An 8,104-nucleotide genomic window follows, 5' to 3' on the forward strand; every position below is an offset into this window, starting at 1 on the left:
ATCAACTATAGGTCGGATTGTAAATAAGACGGAAAAAATGCTTTGACAATCGGGAAACTTCCGTTTAAAAGGAAAAAAAGCTCTACTAAATCAAGCAGAGATACCGGTCGTAACGGTAATGGATGTAACGGAAACTCCCATAGAAAGCCACCAGAAGAAACAGAAAGATTTTTTTGGTGGTAAAAGAGGTTATCATACTTGAAAATCCCAATTAGTAGCTGCTCAAAATACCGAGAAAATTATCTGTGTCTTTTGTGGGAAAGGCAGCGGTCATGATTTTAGTTTATTTAAAAAAAGTCGGGTTCGTTTTCATCCTTTAACTACCAGCATAGAAGACAGTGGTTATCGGGGAATAGCTGCATACCATAGTAATATTTATACACCGAAAAAGAAACCGAAAAATAGAAAATTAACAGAGTTAGAAAAGGATTATAACAAAGCTTTAGCCAAAGAAAAGATGAGCATTGAACCTATAAATAGGAAACTCAAAATCTTGAAAATCTTATCCTGTAAATATTGGAATTGTCGTCGAAGATATAGTTTAAGAGTTAACTTGTTGGCGGCTATTTGTAACTATGAGTTGGGGACAGGTGTAGCAACTTCTTAAAAGTTGTCAAACATTAATCTACAAGGAGAATTTATTCTCAATTTTTATAATTGAGATAGTTTGGTCCGCTTAAATAAAGAGGTTTTGATAACCAAATTAAAGCAGCTCTAAAGAGTTTTGAGTTAAAAGTAAAACTTCAGGTTTTTATTCATAACAAATGTGCTAATTAACTAATTTTTTGGGGAAAATTAGTTAACCCATCATCCTAACATATAATTAATTTGCAAGAGTTCTATTAAAAACCCGCTCACGGCTAAACTAAATAAACATATTACCGCCAACAAAAAAGTCGGTTCTTCGTTACTTGGTATGGTTCAATAGGGTGGCATAAATCGACTAAATCCTTATCTGGCAAGAGACTTAATGGATTAGTTCGTTCTAGATCGAAAACGATTGACAAAAATCGCAGCAATGTCTTTCTATATAAGGGTTTCATCCCTTACAGCCCCGTCCATTGCATAACACAAACCGAAGAACCAAAAAGTCTTCTCGATCCTGATAGACTTGTTCGATAGAATCGATTAAGACATTCATAGCCTTGCGGTGACGGTGGATTTCCAATGGTTCTCCGTCATCAAAAATCAAGTCTTCTGGGGGAATGGGGGGTTCTTCCCAATCGATAACTGGAGGAGTGAGGGGTTGAGTCATCGGGGTTACGTCCGGGATAGAGATGGTTTTATTTCATCTGCAAGACGAGGCGATATTTAGGTTGTCCAGTTCTCAATTTTTCCATGGCTTCATTCACCTGCGAGATAGGATAGGTTTCCGTGACCGGTTCAATGCCATGGCGAGAGGCAAATTCGATCATTTTATTGATGGTACTGGGACTACCCAAAGGACTGCCAGAAATCGATTTTTGACCCATAATCAAGGGGAAAGCGTAGGTAGCCATGGGTTCAAGAACAGCCCCAACAATATGCAGACGACCTTTGGGACGTAAACAGGCGATATAAAGACCCCAATCGAGATTAACGTTAACGGTAGAGATGATGAAATCAAAGTAATTTTGTACCGATTGCAAAGCTTCGGGGTCTCTGGAATTGATAAAATGAGTCGCCCCTAGTTCTTTTGCTTCTGTTTCTTTGTCGGGACTACTAGAAAAAGCGGTTACTTCGCAGCCCCAAGCTTTGAGAAATTTTAAGGCTATATGGCCCAATCCACCAATACCAATGACACCAACTCGGGCCGTGGGTTTAATATCAAATTGGACAATGGGATTAAAGACGGTTATACCACCACAAAAAAGCGGGCCAGCTTTGGCAGCATCTAACTGGTTCCCCAGGGGAACTAACCAACTATGATGAGCGCGGACTCTGTCGGCAAAACCACCATGGCGACCGACGATAGTTCCTTCGGCAGTGGCACAAAGGTTTTGATCCCCCGACATACAAGTTTCACAGGTGGAACAGGAACGGGAAAACCAACCAAGACCGACTCTTTGCCCTAATTTTAACTCTTTGACTTTAGCACCAAGAGCGGCGATCGTACCGACCACTTCATGACCGGGGACAAAGGGATAGGTAGTCAGTCCCCAATCGTTATCGAGCATACTTAGGTCACTGTGGCAGATGCCGCAATATTCCACCGCGATTTCTACATCTTCATCCGCTAATATACCCGGATCGTAGTCAAAAGGTTCTAGTTTTCCCCCTTTTTCTCGGGCAGCATAGGCTCTAATCATGATTAAGTCCTCTAGGATCGGTTTATTGGTTATCTTATCCCAAATTGATCTGAATTCGGGTTAAGAAGATTTGGCGATAATTCCACTGCTAGGGACATCAACATCAAGGAATTCCGCTCGCGATGATTAAAAAAATCTTAAAAACGGGAATTTTAAGATTAGCCAGAGGCGATCGCTAACTGGCAGCATCAGCAAAATTACTGGTTTTGGGTTACCCTTAATATATAGACCGCTCGCTGGCCGCTTGCGGACTTTACCGACAAGTTTTGTTGGGATCGGACAGAAATTGTCCTGTTTCATCCTCGGTAAGATTAGACGAGGTAAAAGGCCCGTTTCTAATTTGGGGATAATTTTTGTCAGCGATTGTATCCTATTAACTATCGTTATTATTAGAGCGTCATGGGAAAAGTCATCGGCATCGACTTAGGGACAACCAACAGTTGCATTGCCGTACTAGAGGGAGGTCAGCCGATTATAGTTCCCAACGCAGAAGGGGGAAGAACCACTCCTAGTATTGTGGGATTCGGTAAGGCCCAGCGCCTAGTGGGACAACTGGCCAAACGTCAGGCGGTCACTAATGCCGAAAATACCGTCTATAGCATCAAACGCTTTATCGGTAGGCGTTGGCAAGACACCGAGGCAGAAAGGGGACGAGTTGCCTATCATTGCCAACGCGGTCGCGATGATACCGTCAATATCAAAATTCGCGGTCGGGAATTTACCCCCCAAGAAATCTCGGCCATGATCCTGCAAAAATTAAAGGCCGATGCCGAGGCCTATCTGGGAGAACCGATTAACGAGGCCGTGATTACAGTTCCCGCCTATTTTACCGATGCCCAACGTCAAGCCACTAAAGACGCGGGGATGATCGCAGGACTAGAAGTATTAAGAATTATTAACGAACCCACCGCCGCCGCCCTAGCTTACGGTTTAGATAAACAAAACGAAGATCAACATATCCTCGTTTTTGACCTAGGGGGAGGAACCTTCGACGTTTCCATCCTGCGACTGGGGAAGGGAGTCTTTGAAGTGAAAGCCACGGCCGGCAATAACCATCTTGGGGGGGACGATTTTGATAACCTCTTAGTGCGGTGGCTGGTGGAGAACTTTCAAAGTCAAGAAAACATCGATCTGTCCAGAGATCGCATGGCGATCCAAAGACTGCGAGAAGCCGCCGAAAAGGCCAAAATCGAGCTTTCTAGCATGATTAGCACCTCAATCAATCTCCCCTTCATTGCCGCCGCCGAAACTGGCCCTAAACACCTAGAATTAGAACTAACTCGCGCTAAATTCGAGGAATTAACCAGAGAATTGGTAGAAAAAACCCTCGAACCCGTACAACAGTCCCTCAAAGATAGCGAACTGCAGCCTAGCGATATCAATCGTGTTATTCTCGTTGGTGGTTCCACCAGAATTCCCTCCGTCCAGGAATTAATCTCCCGTTTCTTTTCTACCGGCCAGATCGATCGCTCTGTTAACCCCGATGAGGCCGTTGCTTTGGGGGCAGCGATTCAAGCCGGAGTTTTAGGTGGAGAAGTGGAAGATATTCTCTTACTCGATGTCACCCCCCTTTCCCTCGGCATTGAAACCCTCGGCGAAGTCTTTACCAAAATTATCGATCGCAATACCACTATCCCCACCAGTAGATCTCAGGTTTTCTCCACCGCTGCCGATGGTCAAACTTCGGTGGAAATTCATGTTCTGCAAGGGGAAAGAGCTATGGCCCAGGATAATAAAACCCTGGGTAAATTTCTCCTGACGGGAATTCCTCCCGCCCCTAGGGGGGTGCCACAAATCGAAGTGGCCTTTGAGATCGATGTCAACGGCATCTTGAAAGTGGCCGCCAGCGACCAAGGCACCGGCAAAGAACAAAGCATTTTAATTAGCCATACTGGAGGGCTGAAACCGAACGAAATTGAAAAAATGCGCCTAGAAGCCGAAAAATACGCCGAATCTGATCGCCGTCGTCTGCAAATGATCGATATTCGCCACCAATCCGATAGTCTTTTCTATAGCTACGAAGTCACCATCAGGGAAAACAGTCAGTTAGTCGCCCCCGATATCCGGCAACTGGCCGACCAGAAGCGGCAACAGTTGGAAATCGCTCTGCGCGACCCCTCCATATCCCCAGAAAAGCTAAAAACCACCTTGGCAGAATTTCGTCAGATTGTCCTCGAAATCGGCACCCGCATCTACACAGGTAGACAAGAGCAAAACCAAACCCTTAACGGTACTGGTTTTGAACCGATCGATGTCACCGAAAAACTGACTCGACCCACCCGCACCCAAGCCACTTCCTTGAATACCTTCACCAACGGGCCAACCCTCTCCCGCACTAGAACCAGAACCTATAGTAATCTGGAAACTAACTCCACCGAATCGGGCAGTGATGATGATCCCGACGATGGGGAAGAAATGAGCACCAGTGACTACGAGGCCGTAGATTAAAAAGGGAAAAGCCATCGGTCGTCGGTCGTCGGTCGTCAGGAGACTATTTTTATTTATTCACCCCACCTCCCTATCACCCCACTTCCCGACTCCCCACTTCCTTACCAAAAAAATAGTAGGGATAACCCAACTAAACTATTATGTATACTTTGTTAAAGTAACAACTAGACTTAAACTCTATTTATAAATTGCGAGCAGAACCATAGCCCCCTATGCCCACTGATTATTACGAAATTCTAGGTGTCTCGCGAGATGCCGGTAAAGAAGACATCAAACGCGCCTATCGTCGTCTCGCCCGAAAATACCATCCCGATGTTAACAAAGAACCGGGAGCCGAGGAACACTTCAAAGAAATTAACCGCGCCTACGAAATTCTCTCGGAACCAGAAACCCGCAATCGTTATGACCGCTTTGGTGAAGCTGGGGTTTCTGGGGGCGCTGCCGGTTTTGATCCCGACAATATGGGCGGTTTCGCCGATATCTTTGAGACAATCTTTAGTGGTTTCGGGGGCATGGGCGGCCAAGCAACCGCCCGCCGACGCACAGGCCCTACCCGGGGCGAGGATCTACGTCTCGATTTTAGACTAAAATTCCGCGAGGCGGTCTTTGGCGGCGAAAAGGAAATCCGCATCCGTCATCTGGAAACCTGTCAAACCTGTAAAGGCAGTGGGGCCAGACCAGGGACCGGTTCCCATACTTGTACTACTTGCAGTGGTACGGGTCAGGTGCGTCGGGCCACCCGTACTCCCTTCGGTACTTTTGCTCAAGTTTCGGTCTGTCCCACCTGTGACGGCGCTGGCGAAGTGATCGAGGAAAAATGCGACGTTTGCGGCGGCTCTGGACGTAGACAGGAAACCAAAAAACTGAAAATTACCATCCCCGCGGGGGTTGACAACGGCATGAAATTGCGCGTTGCCCGGGAAGGAGACGCAGGACTTAAAGGCGGGCCGCCAGGGGATTTATTCGTTTATCTAACCGTGGAAAACGATGGGGAATTTCAACGGGAAGGCAATGATATTAAATCGGATATCACGATTAGCTATATCCAAGCGATTTTAGGATGTACCATCAAAGTTAATACGGTAGATGGCCAAGAAGACCTGACTATCCCTGCCGGTACTCAACCGAACACCGTACTGATTTTAGAAAATAAAGGGGTTCCCAAATTAGGCAATCCCGTCAGTCGCGGTGATCATCGTATTACCGTTAAAATCTCGATTCCTACCCGTGTCACGGGAGAAGAACGGGAATTGCTGGAAAAAATAGCGAAAGTTCGCGGGGAAACCGTGGGGAAAGGCGGCATCGAGGGATTTTTAGGTAATATCTTCCATAAATAACTATGACTTTAGACCTGCGCGGCACTCCCTGCCCGATTAATTTTGTCCGCACAAAATTGCAATTAGAGAAAATGACCGCCGGGGAACGGTTGGAAGTCTGGTTAGATGCCGGGGAACCGATCGAACAGGTTCCCACTAGCCTGACAGTGGAGGGTTATCAGATAGAATCGATCGAGGACCGAGATAGCTTTTTTGTTCTCAAAGTCTATCGCCCCGATTCCTAAATGGTAGATGCACAATTAACCGATTTATACGGCACAGTGGTGGCCGTACAGGCGAATTTCTATCAGGTACGCTTGGATTCTCCCGTTATGGGCGAGAATCTTCTCTGTACCCGTCGCGCTCGCTTGCAAAAAATCGGTCAATCGGTGATGGTTGGTGATCGGGTGCGCGTGGAGGAAGCCAATTTTGATGATCGGCAGGGTGCGATCGCAGAAGTCCTCCCCCGCAGTACCGAGATCGATCGGCCAGCCGTTGCTAATATCGAGCAGATTTTGCTAGTTTTTGCCCTTGCCGAACCCGTCCTCGATCCTTGGCTGATTAGTCGTTTTTTGGTGAAAGCCGAGTCCACAGGCTTAGAAATTGCGGTCTGTGTCAATAAAATCGATCTGGGGGAACCGGAACAAATAGAACTCTGGGGCGATCGCCTAGCTAGTTGGGGATACCGGCCCTTTTTTGTCAGTGTCGAGAAAAATCGGGGATTTGAGGCTTTATTGGCACAATTAAACCATAAAATCACTCTCTTGGCCGGTCCATCGGGGGTGGGAAAATCGAGTTTAATTAATTGTCTAATTCCTGAGATTAATCAACGGGTGGGGGATGTGTCGGGAAAACTGCAAAAAGGTCGTCACACTACCCGTCATGTGCAGTTATTTGCTTTACCAAATCGGGGTTTATTGGCCGATAGTCCTGGTTTTAACCAACCGGATATTAACTGTTCACCGGAACAATTAACTTTTTATTTTCCGGAAGTGAGACAGCGTTTAGCTTTGGGAAATTGTCAATTTAATGATTGTACTCACCGTCGGGAACCTAACTGTGTGGTGAGGGGAGATTGGGAACGTTACCAACATTATTTAGAGTTTTTAGAAGAGGCGCTCGCACGAGAACAGACATTACAGAAAACTAGCACAAAAGAGTCAAATTTAAAGTTAAAAATTAAAGAAGCAGGTCAAGAAACCTACGAACCCAAATTAGCCAATAAAAAATATCGTCGTCCTTCCCGTCGCGGCAAAAATCAAGATCAGGAACGCTACGAAAATAAAACTCTCCAAGATATTTATAATGATGATTCTGAATAGAATCGGTTAGGTTTCGTTTATCTTCAGGGTTGCTTTATAAATACTGTCTAAAGATGAAAATCTAACAGCAGTGATCATATCATGGTATGAGCAGAGCCATAGCTTGTTGTATTTCCACCTTGCCCCTGATAACTGACCTTGACGTACTGTCCCCCTGTACTCAACCGCAAAATAGGAGTGTGAAGATGTGCCGACCCATTGCATTGGTTCATTTCCAGATTCTACTCGACTGGCAAATTCACCTCGCCCGCCAAAGTCAAAATTATTAGGCCCCCAAGTATTTACTTGAATTGGAATCATAAGTCCATCAGGTTGAATAATTACTTTCCCCCCCCTTTAGCTGGACATCCTTGACCATTAATTTTTGTTGGGTAGAGGTTGATACTGCTCTCATCCGTAATTAACTGAACCATATAAGTACCTTGGCGTGGGACTAAGGGACAGTTCGTTGCGGCAGCTAGGATAAGGGAGGTTAAAGTTTTGTAGATGGGAAATCCCCTCTTGGAATGATTTATTAATAGGAGAATAGACTATATGGCAGTTTTTGGTATTTGCGTTAAAAGAATATACCAAGTCTTAAGGAAGAACTGATGGTTGACGTTTGTGCCAATCGGTGGCCTGTTCGTAGGCGTGGGCGACGTGAAATAATTGATCTTCGCGCAGCACATTACCCACTAATTGTAAACCAATTGGCAAACCTTGCCCATCAAAACCGCAGGGAAGACTTAAC

General features: G+C 45.6%; 7 protein-coding genes and 2 pseudogenes. 5 read left to right on the top strand and 4 right to left on the bottom strand.

What is annotated here, in order from left to right:
* A pseudogene (locus IM473_RS14215) lies at positions 1-607 on the top strand (transposase family protein); the annotation flags it as partial.
* A gap of 474 nt (positions 608-1,081) precedes the next feature.
* Here IM473_RS14215 and IM473_RS14220 read toward each other — a convergent pair.
* Both IM473_RS14220 and ahr read right to left on the bottom strand, forming a co-directional pair.
* Positions 1,082-1,255: pseudogene (locus IM473_RS14220) on the bottom strand (Uma2 family endonuclease); the annotation flags it as partial.
* Between the two features lie 28 nt (positions 1,256-1,283).
* Positions 1,284-2,288, bottom strand: a complete 1,005-nt coding sequence (ahr, locus tag IM473_RS14225; RefSeq protein ID WP_287658208.1) for an NADPH-dependent aldehyde reductase Ahr — start codon at positions 2,286-2,288, stop codon at positions 1,284-1,286.
* A gap of 399 nt (positions 2,289-2,687) precedes the next feature.
* Here ahr and dnaK point away from each other — a divergent pair, with 399 nt between their 5' ends.
* The 4 genes from dnaK (at position 2,688) to rsgA (ending at position 7,374) form a co-directional block, all read left to right on the top strand.
* Positions 2,688-4,736, top strand: coding sequence for a molecular chaperone DnaK (gene dnaK, locus IM473_RS14230; protein WP_287658209.1), 2,049 nt, complete (start codon positions 2,688-2,690; stop codon positions 4,734-4,736).
* A gap of 212 nt (positions 4,737-4,948) precedes the next feature.
* Positions 4,949-6,073: a molecular chaperone DnaJ gene (dnaJ, locus tag IM473_RS14235; protein WP_287658210.1), complete on the top strand. Its 1,125-nt coding sequence runs from the start codon at positions 4,949-4,951 to the stop codon at positions 6,071-6,073.
* 2 nt (positions 6,074-6,075) lie between these two features.
* The gene (locus IM473_RS14240; protein ID WP_002738399.1) at positions 6,076-6,297 is read left to right on the top strand and encodes a sulfurtransferase TusA family protein; all 222 of its coding nucleotides are present in this window, start codon (positions 6,076-6,078) and stop codon (positions 6,295-6,297) included.
* Positions 6,298-7,374 (top strand): small ribosomal subunit biogenesis GTPase RsgA, encoded by a 1,077-nt coding sequence (gene rsgA / locus IM473_RS14245; RefSeq protein ID WP_287658211.1) that lies wholly within the window; start codon positions 6,298-6,300, stop codon positions 7,372-7,374.
* 6 nt (positions 7,375-7,380) lie between these two features.
* Here the strand turns inward: rsgA and IM473_RS14250 are convergent, their stop codons facing one another.
* Together IM473_RS14250 and IM473_RS14255 are read right to left on the bottom strand one after the other, a co-directional pair.
* Positions 7,381-7,674 (bottom strand): hypothetical protein, encoded by a 294-nt coding sequence (locus IM473_RS14250; RefSeq protein WP_287658212.1) that lies wholly within the window; start codon positions 7,672-7,674, stop codon positions 7,381-7,383.
* Positions 7,675-7,950: 276 nt separating this feature from the next.
* Positions 7,951-8,104, bottom strand: a 154-nt coding sequence (locus IM473_RS14255) for an amidase family protein (protein ID WP_287658213.1), incomplete at its 5' end; no start/stop codon positions are given.

This window comes from Microcystis sp. M015S2 (assembly GCF_020245945.1).
Lineage (GTDB): Bacteria > Cyanobacteriota > Cyanobacteriia > Cyanobacteriales > Microcystaceae > Microcystis.